The 23301-nt window shown below is 59.2% G+C and carries 18 protein-coding genes; 12 read left to right on the forward strand and 6 right to left on the reverse strand.

Annotated features, from left to right (window positions below; all coding sequences use genetic code 11):
* Positions 1-4: 4 nt before the first annotated feature.
* From J7I86_RS20620 to J7I86_RS20630, 3 genes are all read left to right on the forward strand, one after another.
* Positions 5-979 (forward strand): acyl-CoA thioesterase, encoded by a 975-nt coding sequence (locus tag J7I86_RS20620; protein ID WP_214822725.1) that lies wholly within the window; start codon positions 5-7, stop codon positions 977-979.
* A 324-nt stretch (positions 980-1303) separates the two neighbouring features.
* Entirely contained in the window at positions 1304-3874 is a 2571-nt protein-coding gene (locus J7I86_RS20625) for a LuxR C-terminal-related transcriptional regulator (RefSeq protein WP_286180077.1), read from the forward strand.
* 67 nt (positions 3875-3941) lie between these two features.
* Positions 3942-4490 (forward strand): hypothetical protein, encoded by a 549-nt coding sequence (locus J7I86_RS20630; protein ID WP_214822727.1) that lies wholly within the window; start codon positions 3942-3944, stop codon positions 4488-4490.
* Between the two features lie 5 nt (positions 4491-4495).
* On the opposite strand, the gene J7I86_RS20635 is transcribed toward J7I86_RS20630, so the two are convergent.
* The 5 genes from J7I86_RS20635 to J7I86_RS20655 all read right to left on the reverse strand — a co-directional run bounded on the left by J7I86_RS20635 (position 4496) and on the right by J7I86_RS20655 (position 10185).
* Complete coding sequence (locus tag J7I86_RS20635) at positions 4496-5875, reverse strand: UDP-glucose/GDP-mannose dehydrogenase family protein (protein WP_214822728.1); 1380 nt, start codon at positions 5873-5875, stop codon at positions 4496-4498.
* Between the two features lie 69 nt (positions 5876-5944).
* Positions 5945-6865, reverse strand: a complete 921-nt coding sequence (locus tag J7I86_RS20640; protein WP_214822729.1) for a nucleotidyltransferase family protein — start codon at positions 6863-6865, stop codon at positions 5945-5947.
* A 33-nt stretch (positions 6866-6898) separates the two neighbouring features.
* A complete protein-coding gene (locus J7I86_RS20645; RefSeq protein ID WP_214822730.1) occupies positions 6899-7864 on the reverse strand; it encodes a GDP-L-fucose synthase in 966 nt (321 codons plus the stop codon).
* Positions 7861-8898, reverse strand: a complete 1038-nt coding sequence (gene gmd / locus J7I86_RS20650; protein ID WP_214822731.1) for a GDP-mannose 4,6-dehydratase — start codon at positions 8896-8898, stop codon at positions 7861-7863. Before gmd ends, J7I86_RS20645 begins: the two co-directional genes overlap by 4 nt.
* 60 nt (positions 8899-8958) lie before the next feature.
* Complete coding sequence (locus J7I86_RS20655) at positions 8959-10185, reverse strand: glycosyltransferase family 4 protein (RefSeq protein ID WP_214822732.1); 1227 nt, start codon at positions 10183-10185, stop codon at positions 8959-8961.
* A gap of 817 nt (positions 10186-11002) precedes the next feature.
* On the opposite strand from J7I86_RS20655, the gene J7I86_RS20660 reads away from it, so the two are divergent.
* The 9 genes from J7I86_RS20660 to J7I86_RS20700 all read left to right on the forward strand — a co-directional run bounded on the left by J7I86_RS20660 (position 11003) and on the right by J7I86_RS20700 (position 20864).
* Positions 11003-11569 carry a DapH/DapD/GlmU-related protein gene (locus J7I86_RS20660; protein WP_214822733.1) on the forward strand — a complete coding sequence of 189 codons (567 nt, stop codon included), beginning with the start codon at positions 11003-11005 and terminating at the stop codon, positions 11567-11569.
* Positions 11566-12894, forward strand: a complete 1329-nt coding sequence (locus J7I86_RS20665; protein WP_214822734.1) for a hypothetical protein — start codon at positions 11566-11568, stop codon at positions 12892-12894. The genes J7I86_RS20660 and J7I86_RS20665 overlap by 4 nt, the downstream gene beginning before the upstream one ends.
* Positions 12891-14255: a lipopolysaccharide biosynthesis protein gene (locus J7I86_RS20670; RefSeq protein WP_214822735.1), complete on the forward strand. Its 1365-nt coding sequence runs from the start codon at positions 12891-12893 to the stop codon at positions 14253-14255. The genes J7I86_RS20665 and J7I86_RS20670 overlap by 4 nt, the downstream gene beginning before the upstream one ends.
* A gap of 133 nt (positions 14256-14388) precedes the next feature.
* A complete protein-coding gene (locus tag J7I86_RS20675; protein WP_214822736.1) occupies positions 14389-15138 on the forward strand; it encodes a hypothetical protein in 750 nt (249 codons plus the stop codon).
* A gap of 8 nt (positions 15139-15146) precedes the next feature.
* Positions 15147-16418 carry a glycosyltransferase family 4 protein gene (locus J7I86_RS20680; protein WP_214822737.1) on the forward strand — a complete coding sequence of 424 codons (1272 nt, stop codon included), beginning with the start codon at positions 15147-15149 and terminating at the stop codon, positions 16416-16418.
* The gene (locus J7I86_RS20685; RefSeq protein ID WP_214822738.1) at positions 16363-17496 is read left to right on the forward strand and encodes a glycosyltransferase family 4 protein; all 1134 of its coding nucleotides are present in this window, start codon (positions 16363-16365) and stop codon (positions 17494-17496) included. The genes J7I86_RS20680 and J7I86_RS20685 overlap by 56 nt, the downstream gene beginning before the upstream one ends.
* A 7-nt stretch (positions 17497-17503) precedes the next feature.
* Positions 17504-18103 (forward strand): glycosyltransferase, encoded by a 600-nt coding sequence (locus tag J7I86_RS20690; protein WP_214822739.1) that lies wholly within the window; start codon positions 17504-17506, stop codon positions 18101-18103.
* Positions 18096-19088 (forward strand): PqqD family peptide modification chaperone, encoded by a 993-nt coding sequence (locus J7I86_RS20695; protein ID WP_214822740.1) that lies wholly within the window; start codon positions 18096-18098, stop codon positions 19086-19088. The genes J7I86_RS20690 and J7I86_RS20695 overlap by 8 nt, the downstream gene beginning before the upstream one ends.
* Before the next feature lie 201 nt (positions 19089-19289).
* Entirely contained in the window at positions 19290-20864 is a 1575-nt protein-coding gene (locus J7I86_RS20700; protein WP_214822741.1) for a polysaccharide biosynthesis tyrosine autokinase, read from the forward strand.
* Positions 20865-21264: 400 nt separating this feature from the next.
* Here the strand turns inward: J7I86_RS20700 and J7I86_RS20705 are convergent, their stop codons facing one another.
* Positions 21265-22743, reverse strand: coding sequence for a sugar transferase (locus J7I86_RS20705; RefSeq protein WP_286180081.1), 1479 nt, complete (start codon positions 22741-22743; stop codon positions 21265-21267).
* Between the last annotated feature and the right edge of the window lie 558 nt (positions 22744-23301).

Raw genomic sequence — 23301 nt, forward strand, 5'->3', positions numbered from 1 at the left:
AAGCATGAGCGATGACGCCGCCAATTCAGTGACCCTCCGCTTCCTCGCGGCTCCCATGGACGTGGGACACAGCGGATCCGTCGACGCCGGCACTGTCCTTGAGTGGGTGGACAAAGCAGCGTATGCGGCAGCTGTTGGCTGGGCCAAGGCATATTGCGTTACGGCGTACGTCGGCAACATTCACTTCACGGATCCGGTCAACAGCGGCGACATGGTGGAGGTGACCTCCACCATCGTTTACACGGGGCGCTCCTCCATGCATATCCACACCGTGGTCAGCTCCCGGGATCCTAAAGGCGGCCCGGAGACCATGCACAGCCAATGCATGGTGATCTTCGTTGCCGTCGGTCCGGACGGCAAGCCGATTCCCGTACCGCAATTTGCCCCGTCCACAGCTGCGGAGATCGAGCAGCGCGACCACGCCTTGGCACGCATCGAGGTCCGGGAGCAGATTGTCAACGCGATGAACGCGCAGGAATATACCGACGCCGGGACCGCCGAGCGCGTCGTCCTGCGGTTCATGGCGTCACCCACTGATGTGAACTGGGGCGGCAAGGTCCACGGCGGCATTGTGATGAAGTGGATTGACGAAGCCGCCTACGTTTGTGCCTCCCGCTACTGCGGCATGGACGCCGTAGCTGTGTTCTCCGGCGGCGTCCGCTTTTATCGGCCCCTGCTGATCGGCCACGTCGTCGAAGTGGAGGCGCGCTTGGTCTACACCGGCGCCAAGGGCATGCACATCGCGGTACACGTCCGCTCGGGTGACCCCAAGAGCCGGGTCATGAACCTGACCACCTACTGCCTCACGGTGATGGTTGCGCGCGATGAAACGGGGACGGCAGTCCCCGTACCTGCCTGGGAGCCAGTCTCTGACGAGGACAAGAAGCTGCACGCACATGCCCGCGAGCTGCTGGAGATCCGAGGCCGGGCACCTGGTAACCGGCTGCCGGACCATCTGCAGAAACTCGCTGGAAGCTAGCGGACTTTTATTTCTTCAACGCTGCCACGGCTTAGGTGCCGGGACGGCTTCGCTGTGCCTTTTGCTGCCATTCGGAAGTACTAAGCAACATCCCGATTCCTCGACACGAATCAGGTCATTGAGGCACTTGAGATCTGAGTAATACGTGAAGGGGGCGAAGGCATGTCATTTCGGGACCCCACTTCCGTTTGTTGAAAGGTCTGTACTTCCTTTCTTCGATGACTCTCGGACAAACAGGTAGGTCGAACAGAAGCACGGCTATTGGCAGCGTCAAATGGTCCAGCAGCCGCTTCCATAAGGGGTCAGCATTTGTATAAGCGGAAGATGACGAGCGTCCTGGACTATGTCGCCAAAGGTCTAGGCGTGAGAATCGTCGGGGCACCCGGTAGTGGCCGAACCAGTCTCCTCAAGGGCGTCGTTGCCAAGCTGGAAGAAGATGGCGCCACGGTCTACACCATGTTCGCTGCGCCGGCACTTGCCGCCGTGCCTTTTGCCGGCGTGCTTTCCCTGGGTTTGGATCTTCGTTCCAGAACAGTCGGAATTCTTGGCATCGTAGATCTTCTCTCAGTCCAGATGGCCAGGACCGGGGTACATCTGATCGCGATCGACGATCTCGAGAACCTGGACCGCGAGTCCTTGGCGGTAGTGGACGTTTTGCGGAGAAGGAGCAACGTCCCGCTGATCACAACCATGAACGACCGACCGTTCCAGCCCAGAACCTCCGGCTACCTCGGGAGCATTCCCGAAGCGACAGTCTCCCTTGCGCCGCTGGAGTACGAACAAATGAGCAAACTCATCGTGGAAACGCTTGGTCATCCGGCCGAAGTGGATGTGGTAGCAAATGTTCTGACTAAATCCGGCGGCAACTTGCGGTTGGCGATTCGAATCATCCAGACATCGGCCCTCAGCGGGCGAGTGATCCTCAAGGACGGCCGGTGGTGCATGAACGGCACCACGTTGATCAACGAACATCTCCACGGAACCGTGGAAGCTCTGTTCCAAGGTTTGCGGCCCGAGGAAGTCCGGGCACTGAACAAGATGTCGCTTCTTGGTCCCAGCCCCGTAGACCGTCTGGTCGCAGCTGTCGGTGAGGACAACCTGGATAACCTTGAATACAACGGGTTGATCTCGGTTATTGAAGGCCCGGATGGAGCCCTCCTCGCTGCTGTCTTTCCGCCGATAGTGGACGACTACCTTCGGGCCCACACCCTTAGCTCCCGGAGAATTCTCCGGAGCGCAGTAACTGATCACGTCGTTGCAGAACCCGGCCACCACCCCGCGCCGGTAGATGCAGATGACATGTTGTCGGCCTCGATTTCCGTCCTTCGCAAGCAAATGGGAAGCAACCACGCCGCCGCTACCCGGTACTTCCAGCAGCGCCGCGATGCCTTTGAAGAGTCGTGCTACCAGAGCTGGAAACGCGATCCCAGCCTGTCCAATGCCGTCGCGATCCTGAAGGTCTATTGGGGGGCGCCTGCCAATCCTCATCGAATCCACGAGGTGCTGCGTCAAACCGACTCTGACGGAGGTGAACCAGGAGATCTCGTCCTGTTCACCATGTCCCTGGCTTGCTGGCAGCTCTCACATGAGAAGAACCTGCCCGGCGCAATAGCCACAATGCAGGCTCTGTCTTCCAAGGAACCGGGCCTGCGGCGCGAAGCCGAAGCAATCATCGCATTTCTACGCACATCCCATGGCGGCGTCCCCGTCAACCAGGATCATCTTTTTGCTGATATCCCAGAGCAAGGGTCGCAGGGCGGCATTATCCCAACCATCAAAGCAATGCTGGAGCTTTATCATCTCAACCCCCGGAAGGCCCAGAGCATCATGGACTCAGCTGAGGGCAACCCCGGTTTCCCACCCGTCGAATCTTTTATTCGCGGAATGGCAATGCTCTCTGACGGTCGGGAAGAAGCAGCCCTTGTGATGGCGCTCGAATTTCGGGAGAAGGCTTTACAGAATGTCGATCAGGTTGCCTTCGTCAGCCAGAGTTACATAGCTGCCCTTTCCCTTCTTCATCACGGTTTGTTTGATGAAGCCGAATATCTCGCGGGCCGGGCCTTTTCCTTGGGCAAACCTGGTTTTTTGGTTGAGTCGTTGCACGTGGCCATGCTGCGCCTATCCTCACTGAGGGACGCAGTTCCGGCCACTTCCTTGGGATTAACACCCGAATCCAACGGAAGGGAAAATGGCCCGCTCCCCGGTTTTGGAACGGGTTTGCACGACCTCGCCGCCAGCCGACCCGCGAGCGCCAAAGCTTTCGACGAACGCGCCAGCCGAATCATCGAAAAGTCCTTGGCGCGCGGTTTTGTCTTCGAAGCCATGCATACGGGGCTTTTCGCGCTGGGACTCCTCCCGGGCCCTCGTGTCCGTAGTCTCCTCCAAAGAATCCTGGAGGACCGCGCCATGACTGTGCACCAGCAGCTCCTTACCGTGGCGGGTGCCGCAATAGAGATGGACCTTCCGCGGCTACGTCATTTGCTGGACTCTTACGTGCTGGACGGAGACACGTTCCAGGTGTCCATGCTTCTTCGCGGGGCAGAGCAGAGGTGTCAGCTCAGCGGCGAGCCTGCTGTTGCGAGCGAGATCAGAAGGGCGGCCAAGGATTTCGCCGCCCGTTTCGGTGTGGTGGGGACGTTGCTTGATTTCAGGTCGGAACCTCCCGGCTCTTCCTTGACCCTAAGGGAGATTGAAGTTGCCCTCGTCGCCGGGCAACAGAGCAACCAGGACATCGCAGAGCAGTTCGGCATCAGCATCCGGACTGTGGAGAGCCACATATCAAATGCTCTGCGAAAAACCGATACGACCACCCGAAAACAACTAGCAGATCTCATTCGAAACGCGCCCAAGTCGCTGGCAGCAGGAACCATTGCGGCTTCCCAAGCCACCTCATAGCGCTCTTGCGAGAACCTTTGATCCACAAAACAGGAGTACAGAGTTGCCCCAGATACTAGTTGTCAGCATGCATCGGCAATTCACTGCGCTGATTCATTGGGCCACCAATTCATTGCATACCGTGTCCTCAGGCAAAGTAGCTGTGGTTGATGGGACGTTGCCGGAACTTGAAGTCGATGTGGTGGACCTAGTCCATGAAAGCTACAGGGTGCTTGTCTACGGCGGCGTGCTGCACAGCTCGCGCGTCTTACGTTTGATGGATCTTGGCGTACGGGGCTACGTACCTGAAACCGCCACACTCCCCGTGCTGCTGGCCGCGGTCAAGAGCGTTGCCGCCGACGGAACACACCTGCCGTTTGATCCTGCTTCCGGCCGGAATTACGTCCCGCTGACCGCTGCTGAGGAAGTAGCGGCCAATGCCTACTTCCTCAATGACGAGGAACTACCTCGGAGTGAAGTGGCGAAACGGCTGGGTATTGCTGACTCGACTCTACGAAACCAACTGGCGTCGGTCAGACGAAAATTGGGAGTCCCCCCGCAGGCCAGCCGCTCGGCAGTGAGCCGAAGGTACCGCGCTACCGTGAGGCAGGCGGCACCTTCGAAGCAATCGGCTTAGTACCCCTATACGGCTGGGCCGGAACTCATCTGCAGTTGCTCACTGGGAGGCCTGTGAGTCGTCTGAGTCGTTACGTAGCGTCGGCCGAGCGAAGCAACAGACCAACCTGAGTCTTCCCATACCCGGGCCTGCAGTATATTTCGGCCGTCAATGATCTTCCGCGTTCCTGTTTGCACGGAAAGACCCTCCGGCGTCAGGGCTTTAAACTCGTCCCACTCGGTCAGAAGGAGGACAAGGTCGGCGTTCTTGACGGCATCCTCCGTTGAGGAAACGTAGTGATGTTGAGGCGATCGCCGGGAAGCGTTGGAGTTGCCTGCCGGGTCGTAGATCCATACCTGCGCGCCTTCGTCAGACAGCCTGTTGGCGATGTCCAGGGCCGGTGAGTCACGGACGTCGTCACTGTTGGGCTTGAACGCGACGCCAAGAACGGCGATCCTGCTTTGCGAAAGGGATCCGAGCATCGTGCGGGCCAAATCAACAGCGCGCTCCCGTCGCCTCAGATTGATCCCATCCATTTCATCGAGAAATCGCATGCTGCGATCCACGCCGAGCTCGGCCGCGCGCGCCTGAAGGGCCCGGATGTCCTTGGGCAAGCACCCGCCACCGAACCCGATGCCTGCGTTCAGGAAGCGCCGCCCAATCCGGGTGTCGATGCCTATGGCGTCCGCCAACGTGCGGATGTCTCCCCCAATGACCTCGGTTACTTCGGAGAAGGCATTGATGAAGGAAATCTTTGTCGCCAGGAAAGCATTTGCTGCAACCTTCACCAGTTCTGCGGTTTCAAAGTCGGTGCTGATCAGGGGCACGCCGCCAGCGAGGGCTGTTGCGTACACCTTTCGCAGGACTGCCTCGTCCTCCCGCGATTCCACACCAATAACCAGCCGGTCAGGGGTCAGGGTGTCCACTACGGCGAAGCCCTCCCGGAGGAATTCAGGGTTCCAAGCAACGTTCACTGTGACGCCGGGGCGTTTGTTGTCCTGCACAAGGGTTTTCAAACGCCTCGTGGTACCCACCGGGACGGTGGACTTCCCCACAATAAGGGCATCCTTGGTGATGCTTTGGGCCAGGGCAACGGTGGAAGCATCCACGAATGACATATCGGCACCACCATCGCCGGCGCGCTGGGGAGTTCCCACACCAATGAAGTGCACATCTCCCCAGGCTCCCACTTCCTGGTAGGACGTGGTAAAGCGAAGGCGTCCGCTCTTCACATGCTTTCCAAGAAGTTCGGGAAGGCCGGGCTCGTGGAACGGCAATAGCCCCTCTGAAAGGGACGCGACCCGGGTGGGGTCGATATCGAGTCCAAGCACCTCAAAGCCGAGTTCGGCCATGCAGGCGGCGTGGGTAGCACCTAAATAGCCGGTGCCTATGACGGTTATACGCATGAGTTCTCGCTTTTCGGAGTGACAACAATGATCAAAAGTGTGGGGCCGCCAAAGAGCGGTGGTGTCCGTCTATTTCCTGATGCGGGCACGGATTTCGCGTACTTCGTTCAGGGTTTGGAGACCTTCACTCAAACTCCGCCGCAGTCTGCGGAGCCGGAAAGAAGTTTGTTGCCACTGATTCATGTTGCGAAGTTCCAGGTCATTCCAGCTGATGGATTCCCGGGAGGGGACCAGTGCTTGCCACAGCGCTGCCGGCTTCCTGGACCATGGGATCTCCATGAGGTGGAAGAGACGGAGCGTGGCGGACCGTTGTGCCGTCGTCCGAAGAACCCAATCAAAGGGCGGCTCACCGACATCAAAGGCCCGAGTCTCCGGCATCGTCGCAAACAACGGCCCCAAGGGGCCCATGGCCCCGAGTTCCAAGGCCCTGTCATAGTGCCTCTGCGGGGATGCCGTTATCTCCCGGAGGCAGAATGAAACGTCGTCGTGGAGGACACCCTGTGCTGGACTTCGCAATGCATGCAGGAGGGTAACCAGGAGGGCGTCATTGTGCGAGAGCGTCCACACCTGTCGGCCGCCTAGCTCGATGCTCTGCCTGTCAGCCCAAAGACGCTCGAAAACCTCAGACTCATCTTCGTAGAACCCCGGAAACCTCCAATGAACATCAATATCGGAGGGCCACCCCGGGTTGATGAGAGTCGTGGAGTGATCAGGGAACGCTTCGGAGACTTCACGGATTCTGGCCTCCCATCCCCTTCGCCTAAGTGCATTCAGCAGAACCTCGACGTCGGAGCGCTCAAGGAGGATGTCGAGGTCCAGAGATGCTCTCACGGGACGGGCACCGATGAGGGTCGCCGCTGGGCCCTTGATGAGCAGCATTCGGATGTTGCACTCCACGGCGACATGGGAAACCAACGCAGCAGAGAGCAGGACCGACTCGTTGATCCTGAGAATTTCGCCCGGTGGTGTTACCGGGGCCGGCGGCCTCATGACCGCCAGCAGAAGTTGAAGCCGCGCCACAAGCTAGTCCCTGAGTCCGTTGCGGTGCGCTTGGAACCAGGCGTATGTGGACTCTATCCCGTCCTTCAAGGAGATGCGCGCGGTCCATCCGAGCGACTCCAGCTTTCCAACATCCATCAGCTTGCGGGGTGTTCCGTCGGGTTTTGTAGCGTCCCACTCGAGTGCGCCCTCGAAGCCGACAGTGGTGGCAACCAGACCGGCGAGCTCCTTAATGGTCATGTCCGCCCCCACGCCAACATTGACATGTTGCGGGCCATCGTAGTTTTCCAGCAGGTGCAAGCAGGCATCGGCCAAATCGTCCACGTGAAGAAATTCGCGACGGGGTGCGCCTGTTCCCCAATTGGTAACCGACTCAAGTTCCCGAACCCGGGCGTCGTCCAAGCGACGGATCAGGGCCGGCAAGACATGGGAACCTTGGGCTGAAAAGTTGTCTCCGGGGCCATACAGGTTGGTGGGCATAGCTGAAATCCACGGTAAGCCGTACTGCTGCCGGACGGCCTGGACCTGCATGATTCCCGAGATTTTGGCTATTGCGTAAGCGTCGTTGGTTTCCTCCAACGGGCCTGTCAGAAGGTACTCCTCTTTGAGGGGCTGGGGTGCCAGCTTGGGGTAGATGCAGGATGAACCCAAGAACAGCAGTCGTTCCACCCCGTGTTCCAGGGCTGCATCCATCACATTCACCTGGATCCGGATATTCTCGCTGAGGAAATCGACCGGGTACGTCTTGTTCGCAAGAATGCCACCAACCTTGGCAGCGGCCAGAGCGACGTACCGGGGCCTCTCCTTTTCGAAGAAAGCGAATACAGCGGCACGATCCTTGAGGTCCAGTTCCTTGGACGTCCGCCCGATAGTGTTCGTGAAACCCTCCGCCGAGAGTTTCCGCCAGAGGGCAGATCCCACCAAGCCCCCATGCCCTGCAACATAGAAAGGGGACGATCGATCAAGCCGCTCGGGAGTGAAGCCCGTCATCGGGCGAGAGCCTTCCAGGTTGCCAGATTTACGGCATCGATCCACGGGTTTCCTCCGTGCTGCAAAGCCGTTATGTCGGCGTCCACCATGAGGCGGGCCAGTTCAGGTGTTCTGACGGTTGGTTCCCAGTCCAGCTTTTCCTTGGCTTTCGAGTAGTCGCCAATGAGCGCTTCAACTTCTGTAGGACGAAGGTAACGTTCGTCAAAGCGGACGTAGTTTTGCCAGTTCAAACCAGCATGTTCAAACGCATTTTCAAGAAAGTCCTTGACGGTATAGCCCACGTTGGTCGCCAGAACATAGTCATCAGGTTCATCCACCTGAAGCATGCGCCACATGCCCTCGACGTACTCCGCAGCGTAACCCCAGTCGCGAACAGCCTGCAGGTTTCCCATGTACAACTCGGACTGTTTACCTGCCTTGATGGCAGCGACAGCACGTGTGATTTTACGGGTCACGAACGTCTCACCACGGCGGGGTGACTCGTGGTTGAAGAGGATGCCGTTAACGGCGAACATGCCGTAGGCCTCCCGATAGTTCTTGGTCATCCAGTAGCTATAAACCTTGGCCGCGCCGTAGGGAGAACGGGGATAGAAAGGCGTGGCCTCATCTTGCGGTGGCGGGGTAGCGCCGAACATCTCTGACGAGGATGCCTGGTAGAAGCGGGTTTCGATTCCAGCCATGCGTACGGCTTCCAGAAGCCGGGTTGTACCAATCCCCGTCGTGTTGCCCGTGTGCTCCGGTTCGTCGAAGGAAACCCGGACATGGGACTGGGCCCCAAGGTTATAGACCTCATCGGGACGGATATCCGCCAGCAGCGTCACCAGCCGGGCGCCGTCGGAAAGGTCACCATAGTGGAGGAAGAGGCGTGCCTTGCTGTTATGCGGGTCCACGTAGAGGTGGTCAATGCGGGAGGTATTAAAGGTTGAGGAGCGGCGTATCAAGCCGTGCACCTCATAGCCCTTGGAGAGCAAGAGTTCGGCAAGATACGAGCCGTCCTGCCCCGTGATTCCAGTGATGAGCGCCTTCTTGGCCAAAGTTATTTCCTTCTCTTCGTACAGATATCTCTTCGTACAGATAAATGGGGGTATCCCGTGTCAGCGGGGTCGCTTTCGCGATGCCAGATCGCTCAACCACTCGAGGTAGCTGTGTACGGCCACCTCTTCGGTAAGAATCCTGTCGCTGTACAGTCGGCCGGCAGCTCCGAAGTCCTTGGCAGAGTCAGGATCCGTGCGAAGGCGCTCGATGGCGGCCGCCAGGTCCAGCGGCGATCCGGACTCAGCCCGGATGCCCGCCCCAGCTGCCGACAACTCATGTGCTGTTGCGCTGCCTGCCTCCGTGGCGGCAATAATCGGAAGACCGGTCACGAAGTAACTTGTCAGCTTGCTCGGCACCGACATCTCCCTGACACCCGGACGCTCATTGACGAGCAGCACATCGGCCGATCGGAGCGCCTCCGAGTAGTCGCGGTCCGGAAGCGGCTCCAGGAACTGCAACCTGTCGATACCCACACCTCTGGATTCGAGGGTGCGCCGCTGGTTACCGTTGCCCAGCAAGACGAAACGAACATCGCTTCCGCTACGCCCTGCGAGGCGCGCTGTATCAACCAGGTTCTCCAACCCCTGCTTGACGCCCATGTTGCCCGCATGAAGTGCTACGAAGTCAGTTGCCGCCCAGCCGAGACGTTTGCGGGCGGCCGATCTGTCAAAAGAATGGTGGTGTTGAACGTGAGTCCAGTTTCGAATCACCCGGACACGGTGTGCAGGTACACCCAGGTCCCTGATGACGTGGTCGCGAAAACGTTCGTGAATCACGCTTACTCCATCCGCAGCGTTAAAGATCGCCGATTCAAGACGCGTCATGAGTGCGGCCAACGGGGAATGGGCATCGCCCGTTTCCGCTATTCCCTTGCTGTAGAGGTCTTGGACCCAAATGCCAACCGGGACACGAGAAATGCGTGCCCGAAGAATGGCGAACGCCGCAGAGAAAAGGGCGGGACTGACTACCAGGACCACGTCGGGGCGGTCCCAGCGCTCAAGCATGGTGCGGATCCCGAAAGTCATTTCCATGACGAGGCGGCCAAGTCCGTTGGGCCGCTTGGGAACGCTGGACCTTAGCCGTTTGACGGGAACGCCGGACAGATTCTCCTCCATGGAGAGGCCGGTATAGCCGTCCGCAATCTTCCATTCTGGATAGTGGGGGTAGCCGGTCAGAACTTTGACAGAAACCCCGCGCCGCGCCAGTCCCTGAGCGAGTTTGCTGGTGTACGGGGCGTTTCCGCTGTGTTCGGGGGCGTAGTTCAGGCCAACGATCAGCGCTTTCATGAGTCGTCACCGCTCATGCGGAGTTTGACCGTCACAGGGGTGCCAAGGGCCATCGGCCAAGCAACCACGGCCCGAACAGGGTGACTACATGGCCCATGATGATGCCCGCAAACAATGCGATACGGCGGCCCTTTCCACTGGCCCTGGGATGGGGCTCGACCGGGATTTCCGGTCCAGTGTGGAAAACCGGGTTTTGAGCCACCGGTTGGTGTTCCAGCGCACGGGCATGGCCTGTAATTGTTGGTGAACATGCCGGCACCCTCGTCGTGGTGTCCATTTGTCCTCAGCCTTCTGTCATTCGGATACCAGTCGATTGTGGTTGGCGGCTTACGCCCCCTAGAGCCGAAAGGCGCCACTTTCTCAGTGGAAACCGGCCATCGTTTCTGCCGGGTGCCACTTGAGGGCTCCCTGAACGTTCCGGGAATTCCGCTTTCTCCGTGGAGATCCGCCTCGCCTTAGGTAGGGCTGCGGAAGATCTCTGCGTGGAGCTCCGCAGCGGCACTTCCTGACACGCAGGTGACCTCTGCGCCTATACGTAATACCCGTCAACATCCACGGAGAGCCTGGAGAGCAACTGCGGTGCGACGGGGTGGTGGAGGCACATGATCCCGCCATTGGCAGTCCTCCTACGGACACCATGCGGCTGATCCCACCACTGAGAAAGTGAGGCGCTTCGGGTCTAAGGGGTGTGCGTCCGAACAACAATCGGGGAGTACCCGAATGACAGAAGCCGAGGACAAATGGACACCATGACGAGGGCGCTGGCATGCTCAGCATCAACCGCAGGCCCCGCCCAGGCCTTGGAACACCACCGAGGATGAGCCGGATGGATCTGGCCGGGTTCACCGGCGCCGGCTACAACAAAGGCCGTGGACTACTCTGGCAAGCGGCCTGGTTCACCGTTCAAAATCTGGTCTTCAGCACGTGGTGGTGCCCGTCGTCAGTGCGCGTGCGCATACTCAGGTGCTTTGGTGCGTCCGTTGGTCAAGGCGTAAAAGTCCGCCACGGCGTCAAAATCCACTGGCCGTGGAAGCTGACACTGGGTGACAACGTGTGGATCGGCGTCGATGCCTGGATCCTCAACCTTGAGCCGGTCACCATAGGTTCCGATTGCTGCATTTCACAAGGTGCGTTCCTGTGCACCGGCAGCCACTCATACGACTCCCCTACCTTTGAGTTCGATAACGCTCCGATCCTGGTTGGTGAAGGTAGTTGGATAGGTGCCCGGGCAACAGTGCTGCGCGGCGTGAAGGTCGGCACTTCCTGCCTGGTGGGAGCCGGCGCTTTGGTAGTGAAGGACGTACCGGACGGAACGCGCCTGTTGGCATCGACGGGCACCACGTGGTCAGCGCGGACGGGCAAGGCGGACGGAGAGCCCCGTTGAGTACGCTAATCGTCTGGTTAGGACTCGGTCTGGTCTTAAGCGTCGTCTTCGTAGCTCGGATGCACATCGTTTTGGCTGCCGTCATTGTGGTGCGAATCCTGGTTCCCGGCGTGGTTCAAAACGAGATCATGCCCGGGCTGCATCCGTCCACATACCTGTTCCTGTGCTTCATCCTCGTTCAGCTGGCATTCGCTCCAAGCATCTTCGGACGGGTGATCCGTTCCGCAGGCGTTTGGCCCCAGGCAATCATCGGCGGAATCGCGGCAGTTATGATGACCGACGTCGGAAATCCGGGCAGCGCTGGATTGCTGGATACTGCGATGTTCGTCGTTGGCATCGTGTGGGCGCCTTATTACGTCTTCGTGTTTATGCGATATTCAATCCGCTCAATACCAGGGGCCGGGAAAGCCTTCCTGGTGACGTTTGCGCTCCTGGCACTCATGGAAGCTGTGCTGTCACAGATCCAAGTGGCTACTGGTAAGCCAATAGTTTGGGAAAGCGACTTCTCCAGGATTTGGCTCACGGGCACGGTTTCCGAGCTGGGTGCCGCAATTGGAACCTTTGGGCACGGTATCCAAGTCGGCGTCTTTTTTGCTGCCGTTATGCCTCTTCTTGCCCTGATTAAGTCGATGCTGCTGCGCTTCGCATTGGCGGCCGTCCTCCTCGTGACTGTGCCCCTTGCCTACGGCCGCATGGGCCTTATCCTCACAGTGGTCGGGTTTATCTTCCTCGTAATCATCGGAGGACGGAAAGTCCTTCGAAGCATTCTCTTCGCCGCAGTTGTACTCGTTGCCCTTGTGGTCAGCATCCAAGGTGTGGCGGGAGAGAAGCTCTTGCGGAAGTTCGAAGATGACAATGGCTCCGCCGCCCTCAGAGTGGCCGCTTTCGACTGGTTTTGGGAACATACAGCGGCTTTTCTCACCGGCGGTTATCCGGGCCAACGTGATCTCAAAGGCGTGGGCACCTTGGGCTCCAGCCTTGAAAACGGCTACTTCATGATGGCTCTCATGTTCGGAATTCTCGCTGTTGTAGCGTTCTTCATCTTCATGATGTGCCTCCTCTTAGGGCAGATCGACATCAAGGACCGGGAAAGCTGGCCGGGCGTCGCAGCCACGGCTTTGATCGTCGTGGCGATCAACGGCTACAGCTCCATCGGCGGCAACTCGATCGACATCCATCTCTTCTGGTTTGTGCTCGCTATGGCGAGCTACCGCTCCACCCGCACTCCCTGGACAACGGAGCAGCCCCATCGGATCCCGTCCAGTCGGCTCCCGGTTCCGGACCGTTCACCGGTGATTCCTGCAGGGCAGGTACTCGCTTCATGAGCGCCCAAATGCTCCGCAGGAAGAACACTGACACGGCTCAGGAGAAGAACCACGGAAGCCGTATTTTCTACGCCGTAGCCGGCTCGGCAATCACCCCTCTGATGTCCCTAGCTACGGCTCCGATCCTGGCACAGTCCCTTGGAGTTATGGGCCGGGGAGAGCTCGCTGCCGGTATGGCTCCCATGCTGTTCGCTGTGGCAGTAGGAGCACTTGGCATCCCGGAGGCGCTCACATTTTATGTTGCCAAGCAGGCGCGAGGGGCCAGAAGAGCGGTCAGACGAGCCTTCTGGATTCTCACACTTTTGGGGACGGCAGCAGCGGCCCTTGTGGCAGTGAGCGCATCACTCCTCTCCGATGGCAACGCGGAAATCGAGCAGCTCATTTTTGTTACCGCGGTCCTGACCATCCCCACTTTCTGGGCGTCAGTGCCGAACAGCGTCTTAGCTGGAAACCACGCATGGAAGCTCTCAGCCAGGATTGATCTGGGCCTATCGGCACTGCGTCTTCTTGTGTTGTCCGTTCTGGCTATGGCGAATATTTTGACCCCGTTGGCAGCGACGATAGTGATGCTCGGCCTTCCCCTCCTGAAGGGGTTTCTGACTCTGCCGTACCTGGTCGCATATCGACGGGGCTGGAGAAATGCTACCGCCGCAAGAGTGCGGCTGTTCAACTATGGAAGTCGTTTGTGGGTTGGCTCCTTGGCGGGGGTTGTCCTTCTACGCCTCGACCAGCTTCTGATGGTCCCCTTTGGGAACGCCGCTCAGCTCGGACTTTATTCAGTGGCTGTCAGCCTGGGTGAGATCCCTGCATTGCTTTCAGGAGCCGTGCGCAACGTCGCCTTCTCCTCGGACGCGGAAAGCTCTCACCAGGCCAAGGACCGGGAGCGTCTGCAGCAGACCGCACGCTTGACCGCAGCGGCCACAGTACTGGCGGGCATCGGAATCGGCGTGGTTCTTCCGTGGGCCATTCCCTTGTTTTTTGGTGCGGCGTTTAGCGCCGCCGTCCCCGTTTGCTGGGTAATTCTTGCGGGTGTGGCCCTGGGGACCCCAGGCTCCGTAGCCGGCGCCGGCCTCAGCGCACGTGGCCGGCCCGGGTTACGAAGTATCGGCATGGTCCTTGGAGCCCTACTCAACACCGCCATCCTTTTGGCGACAGTATCCGCCTTGGGGGCGATGGGGGCCGCTTTGGCCACACTGGCCGGAAGTATCGTCGCCGGCACCATGAACATCGTGTGGCTTCGGGTGCATTTTGGGATGGCAATGCGTGACTTCTACGGGCTCAGACGTGTGGATTTTCAGCTCGTCCGCAACACGATTCTAAAACTGACAGGAAAGAAGAACGTACATGCCGTTTCCAGTTAATCCGGGGCCTCAACTTGCCCTGGACAGCTCACTGCCGAGAGTTCCCCGGCTTGCGTACAAGGCGGGACTCATCAGTAGCCTCAGGATACGCAACCGCCTTAGCCAGCGGAAGGTGACGGGGTCAGGGGACGCCGTGGTGAGCATGACTTCCTATGGGCGCCGGTTGGGAATCGTTGCCCATGCTTTGGAATCCATCGCAGCGGGGTCAATGCGCCCGGCACGGATGATCCTTTGGGTTGATGAGCCGGATTTTGAGGTAGCCACGTATCCCATGCTCCAGCGTCTTCAGCGTCGAGGATTGGAGATCCTTCGGTGCGAGGACTTTGGACCTCACAAAAAGTACTTTCCCTATTGTCGTGAGTTCGCCCAAGATCATGTGAACCTCGCACTGGCTGACGATGACCTGATGTACCCGCGGCGTTGGCTCGAGGTTCTTCTTCGCACGTCCGGAGAACTCCATGAGATACCCGCTTATCGAGCACACCGCATGAGAACCGATGCCACGCGGAGCACTCTGGCAAATTACAACTCATGGGCACCGGCTCCCACAGGTTCAACCAGCCACGCCAATTTTTTCACTGGAGGAGCAGGGGTGCTCTTACCTCCCCGGTTTCAGTCAGTGATCCGGGAAGCGGGGACTTTGTTCCTTGAGCTGGCACCCCGTGCGGACGACATCTGGCTGAATGCTCTGGCGATCCGCCACGGTTATCGGCGCCGGGTAGTTGACGCTGCCGGACAACACCTCACCATATACCCCAGATCACAGGAGCATGCCCTGCACAACGAGAACGTGAGCGAAGGCAAGAACGACACCCAATTGGCTGCGGTCTTTGGTCCCGACGACATCGCCAACATCACCAACGACATCACCAACAAGCCATGACGGTTCCCATGCCAAATTCAACCGTGGGTTCCATGGAAACGATGCTTGTACATCCGTTCGGGAACGAGAACGTCCGTCAAACCCTGACCGCGCTGAGCGAACACCACCAACTGTCTTCTTTTGTCACCGCGATCGGATGGACAGATTCGGAGGCATTGTCCTGGCTCCGGCCCGCGAGGTCACTGGTTGAACGCCGGCTGTTTCCCATGATCGGAGACCATCAGCTGCACGTCACTCCGGCGAGTGAACTTGTCCGCAATCTTCTCCTGCGTGCACAGCCCGCAGCTATAAGGCGGCTTGGCTCAGCATCAGGTCCCCTTTCCGCGCACTGGGTCGCGGAACAGGTGCAGACCAAGGCGATCAAGGCCCTCGATGGATTGAATCCGCCCACCGCCGTCTACGGGTACTCAACCTTCGCTTCAAGGGTGTTCACGGCGGCCAGGAAACGCGAGATGGAAACCATCCTGGAGGTTCCCCACGTTCACTGGGCAACCACCAGGAGCTGGGCCGGAAAGCTCGAAAACTTCGCACCGGGATGGGCGATCACGGCACGTCAGGATTTATCACAAACCAAGGTTCATGCCATGGAAGACCTCGAGCTTTCGTTGGCAACCCGGCTGATCTCACCGTCGACCCAAGTTACCAAAAGCCTGCGGGCGGCCGGGGTGGACAGCCACATCATGGAGATACCCTACGGCTGTCCTGACGTTCAACCCGGGCAGACCCCGCTGAGCTGGGACGGGAATGGGCCGCTGAAGGTGTTGTTCGTGGGCCGGATCGTGGGCATGAAAGGGATCGCGGACGTGGTGTCCGCGGCCAAGGCCCTCTCTCCGGCCGTGCGCGTTACTGCCATTGGCCAACTGCCTGGTGAGACTTTTCCTGCCCTCGAGGACATGTTCGGAACGGTGAATTACCGCGGGACGATGCCCAGGAACCAAATTCTCCAGGAAATGCGCAAGCACCACGTGCTGTTGCTACCGAGCCTTGTTGAAGGCCGTTCCCTCGCAGCCCTGGAAGGACTGAGCCAGGGCCTGCCCGCGGTGGTCACGGCCGGAAGCGGAGTAGAGGACCTTGTGGCCCAAGGTGCGGGAGCCATAGTGGAACGCTTTGCGTCTGAGCAAATCGTTGCCGAACTGCACCGCTTCCTGGACGATCCCGGACTGGTTGAAGAGCGGAGCGCCAAAGCGTTGGAGATCGCCAGAGCCTCGGGGTGGGGGCCTTTTCGTGAAGGAACTGCGCAATTTCTCCAAGATATTGGGAGTGGTGTTCGTGGCCATTGAGCTCAAGGCCAAACAACGGCCGCTACGAATCGCTTTGGTAGCGCACGTTTTCCACCCGAGTGTCGGAGGAGTGGAAATTACTTCCGACATTCTTGCGCGTGGATTCATGCGGCATGGTGCTGAAGTAACAGTCATCACCAACACACCAGAGGCCCACCAGACGCGGGTTTTCCCTTACGACGTCATCAGGCGGCCGTCCCCATGGCGCCTGTTAGCGCTGGTGAACAGAGCCGACGTCGTATTCCATAACAACCCGGCTATCTCGCTTTGGTGGCCTCTGGCGCTGATCCGCAAGCCTTGGATGGTCACCCTCAGAATGTGGGTGACCATGCCCGGGCAGAAACTGTCCCGCCTTCAGCGGCTGAAGTATGCCGCCAAATACCGGATCATCGGGCGGGCGGATGTGCTTGTAGCCAATAGCAAGGTTCTGGCGAATCATGTTGACGGCGATGTCGAAGTCATCCCGAACAGTTACCGGGACGAATTCTTCTCCGTCCTCGACGACGAGGGGCGCGCTCCTCTGGGAATCGTGTACCTGGGCCGTCTCAGCCAGGACAAGGGCGTTGACCTTCTGATCCAGGCAGCAGCTGATCTCGTAGGAGAAATAGACGGCTTCACACTGACAATCGTGGGTGATGGCACCGAACGTGTACGCCTTGAAACCCTCGCCCGGGAGAACGGTTTGGGCAACGTCGTGAAATTTTTGGGCTCTCAAGGGCCGGAGGAGGCCAACCGGATTCTGAACCGGAATTCCATCGTCGTTATACCGAGCCGGATGCCAGAGCCTTTCGGAACCGTGGCGCTGGAGGCGGCTGCCGCAGGGTGCGTGGTGGTTTACGCGAATCACGGCGGGCTGCCTGATGCAGCCGGCGAGCAAGCAATAGGTTTCACGCCACTCGATTCGACGTCGTTGAGCGGTCATCTTAAGGTGCTGCTCAGCAATCCGAAGGACGTTGCTGCGCGGCGAAAAGACGCCGTAGCCCATGCGGACCGACATAAAGAGAACGTCATGGTGGACCGCTATTATGCGGCGATCGAGCGCACCCTGATGGAGTCCGGTCATGGCAGGAATCACTAGGAATCCAATGAAAATTGTGCAGGTAGTAACCCTGGTCAGTCCGGACGGGGCATACGGCGGCCCCGTCCGGGTTGCACAAAACCAGTCAATGGAACTTTCACATCGCGGACATCAGGTCCAGATATTCGCGGGCGCCCGCGGGGCCGTGGACGAAGCATACTTCGGTCCAAGTGTGCGAACCCGGCTTTTCAAAGCCCAGCGGATCATCCCCGGTACCGGGTTCGCCGGGCTTTGCGCTCCAGCAATGCTGCCGGCCCTGTGGCGGGCGATCAAGGATGCCGATGTCGTCCACCTGCACCTTGCCCGTGATTTGGTGATGCTTCCGGCCGCCCTCCTGTGCGTGATCCGGGGCACCCCCTTTGTGGTCCAAACGCACGGGATGATCGACGAATCGGAGAAGAAACTGGCTAAGATCCTGGACAGACTGCTAACCCTTCGTGTGCTGCGCGCCAGTCAACGGTGCTTTTGGTTGACGCCGGAGGAACAGACGTCCCTGGGAGAACTTCTGGGTGACAGTCCCGGAACTCTCGAACGGCTGTTCAACGGAGTGCCTCTGGCCGCCGTCGCCATGGGCAATGTCGCAGGGGACAAGGGTCGCCGTGGATAAGGAGAAGAGGTCCTTCGAATTTCTTTACCTGGCCCGGCTGCACAGACGGAAACGGCCCACTGTACTTGTCGAAGCGGCGGCCATGCTGGCCACGACTTGTGACAAGCACATAGAGGTGGCTTTTGTGGGGCCGGATGAAGGTGAAGAGTCTAAGGTGCGTCGGCAGATTCAGGCCACGGGAACCTCGGACTGGATCACGATCGAAGGACCGCTGACGCCCGGCAGCACTCTTGACCGCATGCGAAGGGCATCCGTGTATGTGTTGCCCTCGGTTGACGAACCATTTCCCATGAGCGTCCTTGAAGCCATGTCGGTGGGCGTCCCTGTGATCGTGACCGACAGTTGCGGGCTCGCACCGTTCATTGCGGAGTCCGGGGCTGGAATCGTCGCAAACTCAAGCGTCGAGGCTCTTTCCGCAGCCATGCGCCGCTTTGTCGAAGAACCAGGGCTAAGAGCTTCGGCGGCCGCAGCCGCCGTCGAACTGGCCCGGGAAAGGTTCTCCATGTACGCGGTGACCAGTCAGCTTGAGGACGTTTATCAGAGCCTGACCAGCTACTCCGTGAGGCAACCGCGCTCCTCCATGGAACAGATGGTCAAGGGGCCGGTGGGCCTCCCCCTAGCTACTGACAAAGTGGCGGGCGACTACGCAGAATCATCTCAGCAACGCCACGGATGCACTAAAGAGAATCCTTTCTGGCACAGGGCGAAAGCCGTGGCTGAAGTCCCGGCCCTGGGTGAAGAGCGCCTGGTCGTCCTGAATCTGGAACGCGGCCTCCCCCTCGTCCTACAGGGGTCGGCGGCCTCGATTTGGGAACTCATTGATGGAACACGTACCGAAACGGACATTCTCAAAGAGCTGGCTAACGCCTATTCGGGACCGGATGAACCTTCCGTGGCGGAGCAAGTCAGTAACTTCCTGGCCGGGCTGTCCTTCCATGGCCTCGCTGAAAGTTGTGACAGCCCTCCTGCAGGACCGCCGGACTAGCCGCTAGCCATGCTCCGATTCGCGGTGTGCACCGACGACCCAGGATAACGACGGCGGATCAGGTACTGAGGCGCGCCGCTTTCGCAGTTCTCAGTGCTCCGTGGCAGTACCGAGACTGACACTACAAGTCTTGGAATAGTACGCACCCTGGCATGCATGGAGAGGACCACACAATTGCTGCAGGACGATAAACCTCAAGGGATGTCAGGAAATGACCTCCTTTCCGTAGTCCGCTCACATTGGCTCGGGATCCTTCTCATCACAATGTTCATGGTGGGAGGATCCTTGGGTTGGTACGCCCTTCAGCCCAAGGTCTACTCCGCTGAATCAAGCGGCATAGTGGTGACGGCCGGGGCCGAAAACCTCGGCATGTCCCTCGCGGGAGACAGCCTCGCCAAGTCCAAAGCCAAGGGCTATCAGTCGGTGGGTGAGTCCATCCTGGTAGCTGAAAGCGTCATCAAGTCATTGGGATTGAAGGAATCGGCGCCGGACATCACCCGATCAATCAGCGTAAGTGTTCCCCTCGATTCGGTGGAGATCCGGATCACCGCACGGTCATCTGATCCCCAGATCGCCCAGAATGTGGCTGATGCATGGGTCACCGCCCTGGCCGCGCAGGTCTATGACCTGGACAAGGGAAATGCGAGCCCCGGGACAGAACCGGTCACCAAGATCGTTCCGTTGGCCAAGGCGAGCCTGCCATCAGCGCCCGTTTCTCCGCTGCTGGCGGCGACCATGGGCATTGGACTGGCCGCGGGATTGCTCATCGGTCTTGGTTACGCCCTCACCCGAAACCACCTGGACCGACGGATTCGCGGTGCCAGCGAGATTGAACGACTATTCGGCCTGGCGGTCGTCGGAACTTTGCCACTGGACAAACGACTCAGCGAAAAATCGAGCGTACTTGAAAGTACTGCGGGAACTCATCGGGTTCCCGGCGGTCATGCCATGGCTGAGGCCTTGAGGGAACTACGCACCAATCTGGACTTCATCGATGTGGACAACCCTCCACGAATCCTGCTTATTACCAGTTCCTTGCCCTCCGAAGGCAAGAGCACAGTGACCAGCAACCTGGCCGCGACCATCGCCGCTGCGGGCAGAGACGTCATTGTTGTGGATGCGGACCTTCGCCGTCCCACAGTTCATCAGGTTTTCGGTGTCTTGCCGGATGTTGGTGTGACGGACATCCTCTCAGGCCGGGCGTCCATCGATGACGTACTTCAGGAGTGGGGTCCGAATTCCCACCTCCGGATCCTCACTGCGGGCCGCATACCCCCAAATCCTTCCGAGCTCCTTGGTTCGCGGGCCATGGAACACCTGCTCAAGGATCTTTCGCAGAGAGCCATCGTCCTCATCGACGCGCCACCGCTGCTCCCGGTTACGGACGCAGCTGTGCTTTCCCGCGTCGCCGACGGCACCCTGGTGGTTGCAAGGGCGCGCAAAACGACCCGCGACACCCTGTACCGCGCGCTCGGCAACCTCACGCGTGTTCGCGGGCGCGTCCTGGGTGTCATTCTTAACTGCGTAGCCACCAGGGGACCCGGAGATCTCAACTACGGCTACTACGGCGCATATGGGAGCGCCGAAGACCCCCAGGGCCACACTCCCCTGATGCCCGCCAGCAACGCAACGTCAGCTCCGGACGGGGCTCTTGAGGCTGCCCCGGGAAATTCCTTTCATGGGCGCCTTGAGAGCTCAACAGCTCCGGATCCCCTCAACCGGTGGCGTGCTCCCCGGGACGGATCCAGAGGCCGGCGTTCGGCCCCTCCCAGCTAGCCCCGAGCTTGTCGGCAGACAGTGAGTTGCTCTCCAGCCGAGCTATCCCCTCAAGCTGTACCTAGCGTTTGATCCGGCCGTTGCCGGTTCCTGCGGCGGACAGCCTCTACGGGGAGCGCTCGGCTTTCTGCCGTCAGCTCCTGTTTAGCCCTCAAGCGATTCCTGCGTCATACGCAGCACACTATGACAACCGGGCTCAATTCCGGGTCGCTGAACTTGGGTTTTTCCGCCCGCGGGCCTCTTCCGCCCGCAGGACCACGGCACGGCGTAGTGGTGTCCCCGGTTCAGAGGCTCGGTAGCCCGTTGAGGCACAGGGTGTCGGGGAGAATCCCGGTGTCGTCCACCGGTGATCCGTCAAAACCCGAAAATGCCGCTCTCCCCTCGGCGAAGAGTCGACTTCTTAGTAAGCGCCGTCTTTGGCAAAGACGGCTCTAACGGTTCGCAGGAGATAGATCATGTCTTGGAACATTGACCAATTCTCCACGTAATAGAGGTCCAAGCGGATTGAATCATCCCAAGACAGGTCGCTGCGTCCGCTAACCTGCCATGGACCGGTTAGGCCAGGTTTGACCAAAAGGCGTCGGTGGGCAAAGTCGTCGTAGCTTTCCACTTCAACTGGAAGTGGCGGCCGGGGACCCACCAAACTCATGTCGCCCATGAGGACATTAAAGAGTTGGGGAAGCTCGTCAATTGAGTACCGCCGGATGAATCGGCCCACCTTGGTCACGCGAGGATCATCCTTCAACTTGAAGAGGACGCCATTGCCCTCGTTAAATTCGGTGAGCAAGGACAATTGTTGCTCGGCATCGGTGACCATGGATCGAAATTTCAGCATGCTGAACACTTCACCGGAACGACCGATGCGGGTCTGGCGGAACATTGCCGGGCCAGAACTGTCGAGCTTAACCAAAAAGGCGACCAAGCACATGGGGACAGCCAGGATCATGAGTAAGACCAATGAAGCAGAGATATCGAAACCGCGTTTGGCTACGGCTTTCAGGCCCTCCAGATTCGGCGTGGTCACGTGGATCAGTGGCAAGCCCGATAGCGGCTGCATATGAATACGCGGCCCTGCAACATCGGTCAATGCAGGAGCCATAAACATGCCGATGTCGCGGGCAGTCAGAGTCCACCCCAGTTGCCGCAACGTAGGCGGGTCAACGTCCGCGCCGGATATGGCCACGGAGTCCGCCGCAGCGGCCTCCACCGCTGCCAATATTCCTTCCAAATCCTTGCCCCTGCCAATGACAGGCAACTCAAGGCCTGTCGTCCAAGGCTCAGTAGCATCGGGGGTGGTCAGGTAAGCCGCCACCGGCTGGTAGCCCGCCGCTGGATGAGCATGGAGTTGCCGGGCAAGGTGGGCGGCGCTCGGTGCCCCTCCAATGACAAGAACACGACGCAGATGCTGACCGGACTTCCTCCGGAGGATCAGGTCTTTCCTTAAAGCCCAACGGCCGATAAGCAGGCTGACGATCCCCAACGGTAAGGCCACCGCAACGTAGCCTCTGGCGGTGTCGAGCTGGAACACATAAGAGAAGATGGCTATCGCCCCGAAAAGCCACAATGAAGCCGTGGCCACCCGCCGGTACTCCTCAGTGCCAAAGCCTTGGATTCGCGGCTCACGGGTCCCTAACGCACCCAAGGTAATCAACCATAGGACGTCGAGCACCACACTCACCAGAGGGTATGGCGTCTGTACGGACCCTATGCCCAATGAGGGGCGCTCCAAACCGAAGCGAAGGAGTTCGGCGATCGCAACAGCCCACGTGATGCAAAGGAAATCGACCAGCAAGACCCTCACCCGGCCGTCATGCTCAAGCATGTCCAGCTTGTCATTTACCTGACGTGAACTGCTCGCGCGGTGGGTGGGTTTATTCATCAATGTCAACACCAGGAAATCCCATGTGGCTAGCTAATGGTTCCGGAAGGAGTGTGGTCCGAGGTCCCGTTTGAATGGCCGCAACGGGCCAGGAATGGTGGCATTGTGGCCTCTCGCGTTCGGTCATCTCTCTTCATTCCCGACAGAAGGCGGAGTTGCTCCGCCTGTCTGATTATGGAAGGACCCGTGACACCAGGCGCTCTGACTGCTCCCAAAGTACTAGGGGTATTGCGGCCGGGCAGCGTGAGGCAGGGCTCTCGCCCGGCATGACCTTTCGACACTGAGCCCGTGCAGGAAAGGCCACTGATAGGGCGTAGCCGCGGGCTAACTTACTCAAGTGTCAGATCGACATCTACTTATTGCTGGCGCGGGACAAGCTTGGGTTTGTTCATCGATCGGGGGGCAAATTGGGAGCTATTGCATACACCTTTGATGTCGACTTCATTCACAGAAATCCGGTGCTCAACAGCGCAGTAATGTTCGAATGGGCAGGCAGCGCACAAGCCACAACACTTGGGAAGGTCTATAGTTCCTGGGCTCCCTTTTCGCACGACCATC

It is taken from the genome of Arthrobacter sp. ISL-95, from assembly GCF_018613695.1.
Classification (GTDB): Bacteria; Actinomycetota; Actinomycetes; order Actinomycetales; family Micrococcaceae; genus Arthrobacter.